Source organism: Novosphingobium silvae (genome assembly GCF_009856825.1).
Classification (GTDB): domain Bacteria; phylum Pseudomonadota; class Alphaproteobacteria; order Sphingomonadales; family Sphingomonadaceae; genus Novosphingobium; species Novosphingobium silvae.
Map to the genome: position 1 here is coordinate 1 of NZ_WVTD01000042.1, position 11,153 is coordinate 11,153.

General features: G+C 56.2%; 14 protein-coding genes. 8 read left to right on the forward strand and 6 right to left on the reverse strand.

The features are described from left to right. On the forward strand, nucleotides 1–173 hold a 173-nt coding region (locus tag GR702_RS22740; RefSeq protein ID WP_337192673.1), incomplete at its 5' end, for a ribbon-helix-helix domain-containing protein. Nucleotides 174–203: 30 nt separating this feature from the next. Here the strand turns inward: GR702_RS22740 and GR702_RS21460 are convergent. From GR702_RS21460 to GR702_RS21470, 3 genes are all read right to left on the reverse strand, one after another. Then, nucleotides 204–1,265, reverse strand: a complete 1,062-nt coding sequence (locus GR702_RS21460) for a replication initiator protein A (RefSeq protein WP_202408426.1) — start codon at nucleotides 1,263–1,265, stop codon at nucleotides 204–206. A 504-nt stretch (nucleotides 1,266–1,769) separates the two neighbouring features. Continuing rightward, nucleotides 1,770–2,639 (reverse strand): DUF7687 domain-containing protein, encoded by an 870-nt coding sequence (locus tag GR702_RS21465; RefSeq protein ID WP_160987559.1) that lies wholly within the window; start codon nucleotides 2,637–2,639, stop codon nucleotides 1,770–1,772. Then, nucleotides 2,626–2,892 (reverse strand): helix-turn-helix domain-containing protein, encoded by a 267-nt coding sequence (locus tag GR702_RS21470; protein WP_160987560.1) that lies wholly within the window; start codon nucleotides 2,890–2,892, stop codon nucleotides 2,626–2,628. The genes GR702_RS21465 and GR702_RS21470 overlap by 14 nt, the downstream gene beginning before the upstream one ends. A 78-nt stretch (nucleotides 2,893–2,970) precedes the next feature. On the opposite strand from GR702_RS21470, the gene GR702_RS21475 reads away from it, so the two are divergent. Continuing rightward, the gene (locus GR702_RS21475; protein WP_160987561.1) at nucleotides 2,971–3,879 is read left to right on the forward strand and encodes a DNA adenine methylase; all 909 of its coding nucleotides are present in this window, start codon (nucleotides 2,971–2,973) and stop codon (nucleotides 3,877–3,879) included. Here the strand turns inward: GR702_RS21475 and GR702_RS21480 are convergent. Continuing rightward, entirely contained in the window at nucleotides 3,876–4,550 is a 675-nt protein-coding gene (locus GR702_RS21480; protein WP_474100223.1) for a recombinase family protein, read from the reverse strand. The two genes, GR702_RS21475 and GR702_RS21480, sit on opposite strands and share 4 nt — an antisense overlap. Nucleotides 4,551–4,603: 53 nt before the next feature. On the opposite strand from GR702_RS21480, the gene GR702_RS21485 reads away from it, so the two are divergent. Further along, a complete protein-coding gene (locus GR702_RS21485) occupies nucleotides 4,604–4,843 on the forward strand; it encodes an HTH-like domain-containing protein (RefSeq protein WP_160987562.1) in 240 nt (79 codons plus the stop codon). 170 nt (nucleotides 4,844–5,013) lie between these two features. Beyond that, a complete protein-coding gene (locus GR702_RS21490) occupies nucleotides 5,014–5,754 on the forward strand; it encodes a hypothetical protein (RefSeq protein WP_160987563.1) in 741 nt (246 codons plus the stop codon). On the opposite strand, the gene GR702_RS21495 is transcribed toward GR702_RS21490, so the two are convergent. Next, nucleotides 5,714–7,417 carry a type IV secretory system conjugative DNA transfer family protein gene (locus GR702_RS21495; protein WP_160987564.1) on the reverse strand — a complete coding sequence of 568 codons (1,704 nt, stop codon included), beginning with the start codon at nucleotides 7,415–7,417 and terminating at the stop codon, nucleotides 5,714–5,716. The two genes, GR702_RS21490 and GR702_RS21495, sit on opposite strands and share 41 nt — an antisense overlap. Before the next feature lie 326 nt (nucleotides 7,418–7,743). Between GR702_RS21495 and GR702_RS21500 the strand changes: the two genes are divergently transcribed. Both GR702_RS21500 and GR702_RS21505 read left to right on the forward strand, forming a co-directional pair. Next, nucleotides 7,744–8,079, forward strand: a complete 336-nt coding sequence (locus GR702_RS21500) for a plasmid mobilization protein (RefSeq protein WP_160987565.1) — start codon at nucleotides 7,744–7,746, stop codon at nucleotides 8,077–8,079. Continuing rightward, nucleotides 8,069–9,400, forward strand: coding sequence for a relaxase/mobilization nuclease domain-containing protein (locus GR702_RS21505; protein ID WP_160987566.1), 1,332 nt, complete (start codon nucleotides 8,069–8,071; stop codon nucleotides 9,398–9,400). Before GR702_RS21500 ends, GR702_RS21505 begins: the two co-directional genes overlap by 11 nt. A gap of 5 nt (nucleotides 9,401–9,405) precedes the next feature. Here the strand turns inward: GR702_RS21505 and GR702_RS21510 are convergent, their stop codons facing one another. Next, the gene (locus tag GR702_RS21510; protein ID WP_160987567.1) at nucleotides 9,406–10,254 is read right to left on the reverse strand and encodes a hypothetical protein; all 849 of its coding nucleotides are present in this window, start codon (nucleotides 10,252–10,254) and stop codon (nucleotides 9,406–9,408) included. Here GR702_RS21510 and parA point away from each other — a divergent pair. Continuing rightward, nucleotides 10,253–10,906: a ParA family partition ATPase gene (gene parA, locus GR702_RS21515; protein ID WP_160987568.1), complete on the forward strand. Its 654-nt coding sequence runs from the start codon at nucleotides 10,253–10,255 to the stop codon at nucleotides 10,904–10,906. The two genes, GR702_RS21510 and parA, sit on opposite strands and share 2 nt — an antisense overlap. Then, a partial coding sequence (locus GR702_RS21520) for a ribbon-helix-helix domain-containing protein (RefSeq protein ID WP_160987569.1) occupies nucleotides 10,903–11,153 on the forward strand: 251 nt, incomplete at its 3' end. The genes parA and GR702_RS21520, both read left to right, overlap by 4 nt.

Consider the following 11,153-nt stretch of genomic DNA (forward strand, 5'->3'; position numbering starts at 1 on the left):
CGACCGCGCCGAGCCGCCAGGGCAAGAAAGCCATGACGGGCTATTTCAGTCCCGAAATGTCGTTCGCCATGCACATGACCGCTCGCAAGAACGGCATGAGCTTACAGGACGCCATGGCCGAGGCGTTCAACGACTGGCTGCGTAAGATGGGGGAAAGCCCTGTAGGCAAGTGAGCATGCAAACATGTACGCATGTGGGCAGGGCTAGCGTAGCGGTTGCCGTTCATTCCGTTTCTTGCACCAACCTAGAAAGGCGGCATCAGGGTTTTTCAGCTCTTGCCGCCCCTTGTCGTCCCAAAATGCCAGATAGTCGGACTTGAGGGCGTAAACGTCATACCCAGGCGCAATCGCTCGTGCCTTTTGCAGAGCGTTTTCAGAGATCATAGGGAATAGGGTCGATTGGGGTAGGGCAGTCTTGTCTGCCCGTGGGGTAAACGTAACCATCTCACCAGCGTCATCGAGGCGGATCGTATAATCAGGGAAATGGTCGTGCAGTTCATCTTGCTCGACAATGGTTTTCAGCAGCCGCTTGAACTCTTTGGAGGTCGATTGTGAACCGCATTTCTTTTGGATCGTATCGAGGCCAAATTTGACGGGCTTCCCAGGCCGGAAGCCACAATGCTTTCGGGCGATTTCATACAGGCGGCGTTCTAGGGGCTTCCGCAGGCGGAAATAGCGACGGTTGAGGGTGAGCACTTCCTTGGCCCGAATGGCATTAAAGACCCAATCGGACAGCTTAACTTCCACGTCGATCATACGACCGTCGAAGCTTTCTCGGATGATCGACGCCCGATCCACTAAGCTGAAAACGTCCCATTGGGCTTGCCCGCCCGTGATGATGTTCGTTTCTATCTGTGTGCCTTGCAGCCGCTTGAACGCGGCCTTGAGCTGCTCATAACCGCGCCCGTCCGTGCCGCGATTGGTTGCCACTAGCAGATCGTAAGCCTTGAAGCGGACGACCTGGCTAACTTTCTGATCCTTGTTCAGCGCGGCCATAATTTGGCTGATGCAGTAGATCAGCACATCACGATCATGGACGGTCGCTAGGCCGTTGGGGGAAGGGGACACGCGGAGGATTGCGTTGCCGTGCTCATAGGCCCGCTTGGTGAAATCGGGCTTTGTGGATACGCTGAAAATCGGGTGCTCCATCGAGGCCATATCGCCCTTGGGCGCAGCGTCGAAGATGTCGCACACGAAAAAGTCCTGCTGCGGATAGCGGTCCGGCAGGAGGGGGGAGCGGTCATCTTGATTCGTGTTTTCACCCACCAATAGAAGCTATCGTGTTTTCACCCACCAGGGCAACGGGTATCGTGTTTTCACCCACCCCGACCTGTGCATAAGGCCCGATTTTTGATTGTGTTATCACCCACCAAGATTCGTGCTTTCACACACCATTTATCGTGTTATCACCCACCGAGCCACTTTCTATCTGCCTGATAAAGCTTGATGAATCGCTGCTTTTTCCGAGCGTAACACTGAATCTAACACATAATAACACATAGGCAGAAAAGCGCGACTTCGCCGCGCCAAAATGGACGACCGCAAGCGGTCGGAGTCGATTGATTTTCTCACCCGACCAGGAAGCATACCACCATGCTCGAATGGTCAAGGACGCTCGCCATGCTCGCCCTTCGGGCTGTGCGTGGCTCCGCGCCGCTTCGCGGTCGCTGCGCGATCCTTTGACTCATTCTGCGCGTGGCGGTGCACTGAAAGTGTCGGGACGAGGAACGTCTTTTTTTTCGCCCTGCCGCTGGCAGGTCGAACTAGGAACTATTCGACGGTTTCCGGCAATCCAGCTTGACCCCGCTTATTCGTCAACTCCACCCACTCGCCAACAATTCGAGGCATCTCGGAAACGACCTCACGGCCAAATAGGATTTCGTCAACGTATCCCATGTGCAGCATATCAAACATGCGGCACAGATATGCTTTTCCGCATTTCCACCAAGTATAGTGCGCATCCACCATCAAATAATGTTTCACGTCGATATTTTCATGTTCCCGCAGCTCTTCGAGCTCCATTCCATCAAGCAGGGTTTCATAAACGCCGTCAGCTACTCGGCTGCCGAATGTTGTCGTGTAATAATACTCTTTGATTTCCCAAACAGCGATTGGATTGACCGCAGTAGGGAACGCGCCATCGACACGACGTGCCAACGTCCGCAGAGGCTCGCCATCCCTGGTGAGGGTCGTCAACTCTCGCGGATCGAAATTACAATCCATTCCCTGGGAATGTGCTTCGATCATCATATTGACCAAAGCTGTTAGAAACGCATGGGCTTTCTTTTCGCCCTTTTGCTTGTTGAGAGGGATCGGGCATTTGGGCTGCAACAGCGCAAAATGCTTATCAAATTCGGCCTTTGCCTGCTCCGCAGACATGAGGTTTGGTTCGGCTATTTTCATCAAGGCATCCGCACGAGCAGAGAAATACTCGTGTAATTCTTGAGCAAGCGGGGTGGCATGCCCACCCGTAAAAATCTTCGAAGAATCTAGACCGAGGTTGTCAAATGCGTCCGCCATTTGCTTGACCGACGGGATAATGATCTTGTCGCCCTTGCTATAGCCAACTTTCTGGCTGAGAGAGCGGACAGAAGCCCAAAACGATTTCGGTTTGCGCAGATACTTATCAATTGGCTTCATTGTTACCCTCAAGACGTTTTTCTAATAATTCGATGAAGCTTGAGAGATTTAATCCAAATAACGCGCAGAGTTCTCTAATCTCTAAAATATCTAGTCGGCGTTCTCCGACTTCGTATTTGCTTACCATTGACTGCTGAATGCCCAAGGCCGAGGCAACGTCGATTTGGCGCAAGCCAGCGTTGACTCGAAGCTCTTTCAAAAGAGATTCGACTATCTTCTGGTTATTTGCGTCTTTGGATTTCCCGCCCGCCATGCGGGCATCGTAAATCCGATTGTGGGATATCCCAAAAGGTGATATATTTTGATCAATGATCAAGCCTTGGAGAATTGAATGCAGCTCGCTCTTGCTATTGAAAAAGAACCATATGACGAACAACAGTTCGTAAATTCAACAGTAGGAGTTAGACCATTCAAGAGCCAGCTTTTGAAATGGATAGGAAATAAGCAAAGATTTGCGCATGAGATTATCTCATTCTTCCCTAAGACATTTGGAACCTACCATGAGCCGTTCTTAGGATCGGCGGCGGTACTAGGCGTTCTTTCCCCAAAAAGGGCCGAAGCATCCGACTGTTTCGCGCCATTGATCGAAATTTGGCAGGGCATAAGGGACAATCCCGAACTCGTCATTGACTGGTACCGCACCCGTTGGGAGCAAATGCAGATTGGGGAAAAGGTCGCCGCCTACGAGGCTATCAAGGCGAGCTATAATGCTGGCGCCAACGGCGCCGATTTGTTGTTCCTATGCAGATCCTGTTATGGGGGCGTTGTTCGATTTCGGATGCGTGATGGCTATATGTCCACCCCGTGCGGTGTTCATGCGCCAATCCATCCAGGAGCATTTGCCCGCCGTGTAGCTGAATGGCGCACCCGTGTGGCAGGGACGGAGTTTTTCCATCGCGGATATGAGGAATCGCTCGAACGCGCTCAAAGTGGTGATGTCGTCTATTGCGATCCGCCATATTCGCACAGCCAAGCCATTCTATATGGGGCGCAGGCTTTCAGCCTGGATGACCTTTTCAGGTCGATTGAGCAGGCAAAGCGACGGGGCGTATTTGTTGCCTTGAGCATCGACGGATCAAAAAAGTCCGGCGATCAAGCTTGTCCAATTGAATGGCCCAAAAAGCTTTTCGCTCGTGAGGAGGCTGTCAACGTTGGCCGTTCGATGCTGCGCCGTTTTCAAATGGCAGGAGAAACGCTTGAGGCAGAAGTCGTGAGCGACCGCCTGCTAATTACTCACTAGGATAGATCACGCCGCAGCGCCCGCCCAAGGGTGTTGCGGCTCACTTTCAAAATCCGAGCCATGCCCGCGACGGATTCCTCCCCGCTTCCGATCATACGCCGAGCATGCGCTACGTCATTGCTCGTCAGCTTCCGCTTGCGGCCAAGCGTCACCCCGCGCCGCTTGGCAGCCGCCAAACCCGCCTTTGTTCGTTCAGTTGTCAAATCGCGTTCGACTTCTGCGAGCCACCCGAAGATCGACAGGAGCAGCTTGCCCGACGAGCTGGAAAGGTCGATTGCTTCCGTCAGGGATCGAAATCCGATTCCGCGACGGTCGAGATCGAGCACGGTGTTGACGACATGTTGCATCGAGCGCCCGAGGCGGTCGAGCTTCCACACGACCAGGACATCACCAGGCCCGAGCGCCGCCATAGCTTTGTCGAGGCCGGAACGGCTTTTCGTGCTCCCCGAAATCGTATCGTCAAAGATAGGATCACAACCCGCCGCGACCAACGCCTCACGCTGGGCGGCCACATTCTGATCGCGGGTCGATACCCGCGCATATCCGATCATTTTCATGGGTTTATTTTGATGCAGACTTTTGGTGCAAGCAACACCTTGGAATTGCAGAGCGAGAGGTTGTGCACCTAAATCGTCCGTTTTTGGTGCAATTGTGCTAAATGCAAAAATCATATTGCATTTAGCTAAATGCTAAAATACTATCGTCATATAGAAAAGGAGAATTTATGACCGCCGCAGACGCTATTCAAAATATTAAAGCTGCAATCGAAGCATCGCCCCGAAATGGGTATGTGGCCGAGCTGCATCTCCAGGTCATCAAATACGCAGATGAGCTTGAAGGTATGACAGGCAAAGAGTTTTGCCAGGCGATGGGCATCGGAGCCTCATTCGGCACCGAATTTGCCAAAATGCGTAAGATTTCTGACCGTCTGCGAGCGGCAGGGTTAGACGCACAGCGAATTTGAGCGACAGCACCGCGCCCTTTGATAGCCGTCAGGCACGGGAACGAAGCGTATACGCTTCGCCGGGGGTTCTCTGTCAAACGGTCGCAAGTAAATCTTTCAGCCTTTGCTTGAAAAATCATGCGGATCGCAGATTATCGTCATAGTTACTTAGCGGCGAGGAGGGCAGCCCTATGGTCGATTTCCCCAATCTGGATTCGGTGCAGCCGCAGACGGCGACCTTGCCCGCGCAGATTGGAGGCTATCCCCAGCAGGGACAGGTTGCCCATACACCCCAGCGGAATCTTATGCGGACCATCGGCACCTTTACGGGCGGAGGGTTCTTTTTTGTCATCATCCTTATCCTGGCCGACTTGGTGCTCATGCCGTCATTAAAGCCGTCCCAGGTGTGGGGCGCGTTCATGGGTAATGTCGCCCGCGCCCAGACAGAGGCAAGCGGCCCGTCAACCGTTAAACTTGAGCAGCAGCTCGCCGAGGTGCGGGCCCAGGAACAGGCCAAGGCGCAGGCAGCGGCACAGGAGCAAGTAGCCCGTGTGCAAAACCAGCTCGACACCACCAAGGAAGCCTACGGGTCATTATATCGCCGCAGTGAAGCGCTTGTCGGGGGTTACATGCAGATGCAGCAGCAGGCCCAGCAATACCGCGCCCAGGCCGTCAGCACGGGCAACCTGGGCGCAGCCTACGTCAATATGGGGACGAGCTTCATGTGTTCCTTGAGCCGTGCCAGCGACGACGGCGACAAAGATGGATGGTGCGCGTCAAATGATCGTGTCCGCCAAGGCCAGGTTAGCGACATTTCAAGCGCGATGATTTCCCGCGAACAGCTCGAACAGGAAATTTTCGGCGGGCTTCCCGATCCTGCCGTGGGCAGGGTCACGCAGGATCAGGTCGCTCAATCGCAGCCAGTGCAGTGAATTGCGGGTCAGTGTCATAGGGCGTTCGCTTAAGCACGAGCGGATGCCCACCGCTGACAAAGACGACTTGCAGCCCCTTATCACGATCAAAATATCGCGCGATTTCATCGACGCGACATAGCGGGCGCACTTGCGCCGACTGATTCAGCGACCGCGTTTCCGTGGTCGATTTTGACGATCCGGTTTGCTTGCTTTCGCTATTGGAGGCTGACAGGGCTTCCGATGTGGTCGTGCCGCCGCTTACTGACACGTCAGACGCGCCCGACCGCGTAAGGCTATCAATGATGCTCTCGCCGCCTTGGCGGGCTGTCAGCGACGATAGCGGGGCCATCTGGTTATGGCCTTCTGTTTTTCCCGCCGACTTTTGCGTGCCCTTGGTTTCGGCATGGGTGACGCCCTCCGATTTTCCGTCAGCCTCCGCGACCGAGCTTCCCTCAGTCGTGATTGTGATTTGCGTTTGGCCCATGCGCTTTTCGAGCCATTCGAGTGTCGTCAGGTCGGTGTTGCCGAAAAATTGCAGCAGGCCCGCATTGCCGAGAAAGGTTTCCCAGCTTTCTTTGTAATGGCGCTTGAGCTGGGTCAGGTCTTGCAGGATCGGCCAGAGCTTCACGCCATAGCCTGCCATGAGGCCCGCCGCTTTTTCTATGGCTTCCAATCGGCCCAGGCTCGCAAATTCATCCATCACGAACAGCACGGGCGACCCGCACGCAGGAGCATTTAGGCCCATCGCTTCCATACGAAACAGCACCAGGTTGATGACCATTCGCAGAAAGCGAGCATGTGTCGCCAGGAACCGCGCCGGCAGACAAACATAGAGCGACATTCCACCCGCGAGTTTTTTCAAATCATCGAGATCGACCGTGCTTTCGGCGATCGCCCGACCGATCGCGGGGGAGTCGAGAAATTTGGTATTGCGGCGAGTGGTCGAAAGAACGCTCCCGCGTTCGTTGTCTCCCATCGACATTAGGGACTCAGCGCCGCCACGGATCACGCCCGCGAGCGCGTCTAGGCGCTCGACTTCAGGGGCGACCATATCGGCCCACAGCGCATCGAAGGGCGATTTGAGATTGTCCCGCGCCATGGCTTCCTGATCGCCTTCAGTCAGCAGCCGCCGGACGTGTGCCAGGTTGCGCCGTTCAGGTTGCGCGACCGTCGCGACATGCAAAATCAGAGCTTCCAGCAATTGGCGGGCGCTCTCGTCCCAATGGGAGTCGCGGCTATCGCCAGGGACGACCAGGGCATCACCGATGGCAGCGGCAATATCGACCGCTGCCTCGTCGTGCTCGTCAATCAGATCGAGCGGGTTGAATGTCCCGCGCAGCTCGTCGGGCACATCGGCCACCCCAAACGGATCGACGACCACCACACGATGATTGGGAAGCTGCATCCGCCATCGTGCCGTTTTCGTCGCGTTCTCTCCCTTGGGATCGAGGACGACACAGCTTCCAGGCCATAGCGCCAAATTGGGGACGATAGCCGAGCGGCCTTTGCCTGCACGACTGCCCGCCACTGTCACCATGTGGCGATCATCGAGGCAGCCGACAGCATCATCACGAGCATTGCGACCGAGCCATATTGAGCCAGGTTGCCAGAGCGGGGCGACGGTTTCCCAATCAGCAGTTCCGAGAGAATCAGCGCGGGCGGGGAATTGGTCGAAAGCCATAGACCGAAACTACCTCACCCGTTGGAATTTGCAGCTTGCCCAATGTCAGCGCGATTCTTGCCTGTAGGGCGGGCCGGATGGTATTATGACAATAGAGGGATAGCCAGATGTGTTTTTGGTGCCCAAAAACGGCGCTAGAGCGCATCTGGCCAAGGGTTTCGCCCCTTGGAACCACGACTAAAGGGAGCGTGCCGCAGCTCCCCTTAGAACCCCATCGGGCAGACCTTGGGGGCAATCCCGCCCCCATCTGCACTGAACCCAGGGCCGAGCGTTTCGGCGCTCGATCACGACCAGGGCAGCCCCCTGGAAGGCCGTTAGGAGGAAGTATGGCCCGCCCGACCAAGGACGACACCGCCAAGCGCTCGGAGCGTTTCAATCTGCGATTGACGCTTGCCGAGCTGGCGCACGTCCAGGCGCAGGCGGCACACGCGGGCATCGGCGCACATGACTATGCGCGGCGGCGTGTGTTGGGTCATCGCGTCCCCCCTGCCCGCTCGCAGATCGACGCCACCTTGTTGAGCGACCTCAACCGGATCGGCGTCAATCTCAACCAGCTCACCCGCGCCAACAACAGCGGCGCAGACGTGCAGGCCGAGGCGGTGGTGTTACTCGCCCAGGTGCGCGGCATCATCGAGCAGATAGGCAGCGGCGATGGTTCCTAAACTCGCCGCCAAAGGCACCAGCTTCAAAGGCGCTGCCGCCTACTATCTGCACGACAAGGGCGCATCGACCAGCGAGCGCGTTTCGTGGACATCGACCGCGAACATGTCGACCGACAATCCCGAAATAGCGTGGCGGATCATGGCCGCAACGGCCAAGGATCAGGCCCGCTTGAAGGAGCAGGCAGGAATCCGCAACACAGGCCGCAAATCGGCGGACGTGGTGCTCGCCTACTCCCTGGCCTGGCATCCCGACGAGAAGGAGGGATTAACCCGCGAGGAAATGTTGCTCGCGGCCCATGCCAGCATCAAAGCCCTTGGGGCCGATGATCGACAAGCGATCATCGTTGCCCACCACGACGAAGCGCATCCGCATGTGCATGTGATCCTCAATCGTGTGTCGCCCGAGGATGGGCGCATGTTGTCGAGCAGCAATGAAAAGCTGAACCTCTCGCGATGGGCGGAAGCCTACGAACGCGGACGCGGCAAAATCTATTGCGAGGGTCGTGTCGCCAACAACGAGGCCCGCCAGATGTTAGGCGAGTTCACCCGCGCCGCGAAAGACAGGCCGCGCCACCTACACGAACGCGAAAAGGGCTTGGATAAATCACCGCAGGCGCAGCGCGTGAAAGAACGCGAACGCGGGAAGGATTCCGCTCTCGCAGCCAAGGCCCGCGAAATGAACAAGCGCCACCGCGACCAATGGGACAAGCTCCGAACCGATCACCGCGACCGCCGCGCCGCGATCATCGCCCAGACCAAGACCGCTATTGCGAAAGCCCGCGCAGACATGCGGGCGACCGCCCTTCCCATCTGGCGAGCCATGCACAAACGGCACTTTGCCGAGCAGCGGCTTTTCAAGACCCGCGAGCAGCGCGTCACGGGCAAAATTCAAAATGCCATTGCGGCGATCAAATCCATGGGAGCCGTTCGCGGCGACAGCAGCGCCCAGGGATTTTTGGGCAATGCCTTCAACTTCCTCACATCGACCGCAAAGCGGGAAATGGCGCTCACGCAGCGACAGGAAGTTGAGAAGCGCACTTATGCCACGGCGCAGCGCCGCGAGATCAAGACCAAGGCCGCAGCTATCCGCACAGAGCAGCAGGCCCAGCTACGCGATAACGTGAAGCAGCTCGACCAGGAGCGGAAGGCCCTCACCAGCTCGCAGGATCAGGAGCGGCAATCGCTAAGGAGCGAATGGCGCGACCGGAATCAGGAACGCGGGGAATCTTGGTCGAAAATCAACGCGTCGCGTGAGCTTCGCCAGCAGGTGGCCGCACGTTTCTCACAAGGTGTTCAAAGAGGAAGCGATAGGTCTAAATAGATTTCTTATCTAGCTTTCAACACATAGTAAAAAGTATAACCAGTTTTTGTGGTTTTCCCACAGCCCATCATTTCTCCTGAATTATTGATGTAAATGCTGGAAGCATTAAAGTTTCCTCTATACCTGTTTCCGCCATCCGGCTTACCTAGAATAGAGACTCCGGTATCGGCCATAATCTGATTGCCTAACTCATTGAACGCTTGGCATATTTCTCGCTTGAGAAAGTGCAGCCCAAAAACTAATTCGTTTCCCGCCCCTCCGGTTGGACAGTCTCCAGTGCCGACGTTTGTTACACACACTGAATTTGAAAAGTAAAATCGGCCATAGGCACCTGATTCATACGATGCATAAGCTCCTGAGGAGGCTTCCGCCTGTGGAATGAACCAATTAGGGTTGGCTTTAACCCAGCTTAGATTTCCACCTGTAGAACTAAACATGTCACATGACTTATCAGAACGTGGATAAAGCGCGGTGTAGCCAGTATCTACAGTGTTTTGAAAATTAATCTCTTTGATTTCACATCCGTTAGAAATTTCTAACCGCATCACTGCATTTCGCAGTGAATTGGCATAGCTCAGTATTTCAGAAGCGGTTGCTTTTGCACTCTCGGCTGTCACGCTACTAGTACTACTGCGAGAAGATGAGGTGATTGCATAAGCAAGGGCTGCGAACAGGGCCACCGCAATCAAAATCAAAAAAAGCACATTGCCGCGTTCGCCGCAGCGAGAAGCGTAAATCATTGTAATAAAATAATATATGTTAACCCCGGTGTTGGCAATCCCCCCTTGACGGCAAGCCCGAATCAAGGTCACATGTGGGCATGCAAACATGCTCACATGTGAGGTGGCGGCCATGCCAACAATCGCGATAATCAGCCAGAAGGGCGGCGCAGGGAAAACTACCCTCGCCTTGCACCTGGCAGCCGCCGCCGAGGATGCGGGCCATACCGCCCTTGTGATCGACCTAGACCCGCAGGCGACGGCCAGCCAATGGGCAGCATGGCGCAAGGACGCCCCGCCCTTGGTGATCGACAGCGCCCCCCCTCGCCTTGCCGCCAAGATCGAGCAGGCCACGAGCCAGGGCGCGGACTTCATTGTGATCGACACCCCACCCCATGCCGACAGCGCGGCCAGTGCCGCCGTTGAAGCCGCCGACCTGGTACTGATCCCATGCCGACCGAGCGCCTTTGATCTTGCCGCCGTGCAAACAACGGCCAGTCTTGTGAAGATGCGCGGCAAGCCCGCCTTTGTGATCTTCACCGCAGGCAGCCCGACCGCGCCGCGCATGTATGACGAAGCTGCCCAGGTGGTGCAGGGCTACGGTTTGGAATCGTGCCCGCACATCATCCCCGACCGCGCCGCGTTCCGCCACGCAGCGGCAGAGGGCAAGACAGCCATGGAAATCGAACCCAATGGCAAAGCCGCCGAGGAAGTTCGGCAGCTTTACAAGTGGGCATGTGAACATGTAAACATGCAAGCATCTAAGAAACGGAGGACCGCCGCATGAGCCGCAAAGGATCATTGCTAGCGCTTCGCGACCGCGAACCCGCGCAAGCCCCAAAACCCGAAGCACCAGGCAAGGCGGCAACCATCCCCGCAGCCGCCAACAGCACCAGCCCGAGCACCACGACCGCGCCGAGCCGCCAGGGCAAGAAAGCCATGACGGGCTATTTCAGTCCCGAAATGTCGTTCGCCATGCACATGACCGCTCGCAAGAACGGCATGAGCTTACAGGACGCCATGGCCGAGGCGTT

Excerpts from the sequence above, each read along its gene's own strand:
- GR702_RS21475 (WP_160987561.1), top strand. The coding sequence starts at position 2,971 with ATGCAGCTCGCTCTTGCTATTGAAAAAGAACCATATGACGAACAACAG.
- GR702_RS21480 (WP_474100223.1), bottom strand. The coding sequence starts at position 4,550 with ATGATTTTTGCATTTAGCACAATTGCACCAAAAACGGACGATTTAGGT.
- GR702_RS21500 (WP_160987565.1), top strand. The coding sequence starts at position 7,744 with ATGGCCCGCCCGACCAAGGACGACACCGCCAAGCGCTCGGAGCGTTTC.
- GR702_RS21465 (WP_160987559.1), bottom strand. The coding sequence starts at position 2,639 with ATGAAGCCAATTGATAAGTATCTGCGCAAACCGAAATCGTTTTGGGCT.
- GR702_RS21510 (WP_160987567.1), bottom strand. The coding sequence starts at position 10,254 with ATGGCCGCCACCTCACATGTGAGCATGTTTGCATGCCCACATGTGACC.
- GR702_RS21470 (WP_160987560.1), bottom strand. The coding sequence starts at position 2,892 with ATGGCGGGCGGGAAATCCAAAGACGCAAATAACCAGAAGATAGTCGAA.
- GR702_RS21485 (WP_160987562.1), top strand. The coding sequence starts at position 4,604 with ATGACCGCCGCAGACGCTATTCAAAATATTAAAGCTGCAATCGAAGCA.
- GR702_RS21490 (WP_160987563.1), top strand. The coding sequence starts at position 5,014 with ATGGTCGATTTCCCCAATCTGGATTCGGTGCAGCCGCAGACGGCGACC.
- parA (WP_160987568.1), top strand. The coding sequence starts at position 10,253 with ATGCCAACAATCGCGATAATCAGCCAGAAGGGCGGCGCAGGGAAAACT.
- GR702_RS21505 (WP_160987566.1), top strand. The coding sequence starts at position 8,069 with ATGGTTCCTAAACTCGCCGCCAAAGGCACCAGCTTCAAAGGCGCTGCC.
- GR702_RS21495 (WP_160987564.1), bottom strand. The coding sequence starts at position 7,417 with ATGGCTTTCGACCAATTCCCCGCCCGCGCTGATTCTCTCGGAACTGCT.